Source organism: Streptomyces sp. P5F9, assembly GCF_057961495.1.
The window spans coordinates 1-693 of record NZ_JBXVPZ010001026.1 but is presented as its reverse complement, the minus strand read 5'-3'; the positions used below and the strand labels follow the sequence as shown (position 1 = coordinate 693).

The 693-nt window shown below is 65.9% G+C and carries 1 protein-coding gene; it reads left to right on the top strand.

Annotation, left to right across the window (positions count from 1 at the left end; translation table 11 throughout):
• On the top strand, positions 1-684 hold a 684-nt coding region (locus AC31A1_RS52220), incomplete at its 5' end, for an ABC transporter permease (protein ID WP_489660048.1).
• Positions 685-693 lie beyond the last annotated feature (9 nt).

Below are 693 nucleotides of genomic sequence, written 5' to 3'. Positions count from 1 at the left end.
GTCGTGGTGAGTCTGGTTTTCCCGGTGATGTTGTTGTTGATGTTCGGCTATCTGATCGGGGGCGGGCGGGCCGTCGAGGGTACCTACGTCGACTATCTGGTTCCCGGGATGCTTGCGCTGACCATGGCCTTCGGGCTGGAGGGCACGATGGTCGCCGTTACGCAGGACCTCAACAAGGGGGTGATCGACCGGTTCCGGTCGATGCCGATGGCTGACGGGGCGGTGTTGGTGGGGCGTTCGGCTGCCGACATGTTGCAGTCGGCGATCGGGCTGGTCGTGTTGATCGGGGTTGGGCTCGGGCTTGGTTGGCGGCCGCATGCTGGACCGGGGCAATTCCTGGGCGCTGTAGGGCTGTTGCTGCTCTTCCGGTTCGCCATGCTGTGGGTCGGCATCTACCTGGCGCTGGTGGCCGGGCGGCCCGAGATGGTGCAGGCCGTGCAGATTCTGGTGTGGCCGGTTGGGTTTCTGTCCAACGCGCTGGCTACGCCGGCTGCGATGCCTGGGTGGCTGGGCGCGGTCGTTCAGTGGAATCCGATGTCTCAGGCCGCTACGGCCGTGCGGGAGCTTTTCGGTGGGCCCGGGGGAGAGTCGGGGCATGTCTGGGCTGCTGTGGTCTGGCCGTTGGGGTTGTTGGTTGTGTTCTTTCCGCTGGCGGTGCGGCGGTTTCGGGGGCTTGGGGGCTGAGTTGTCGGG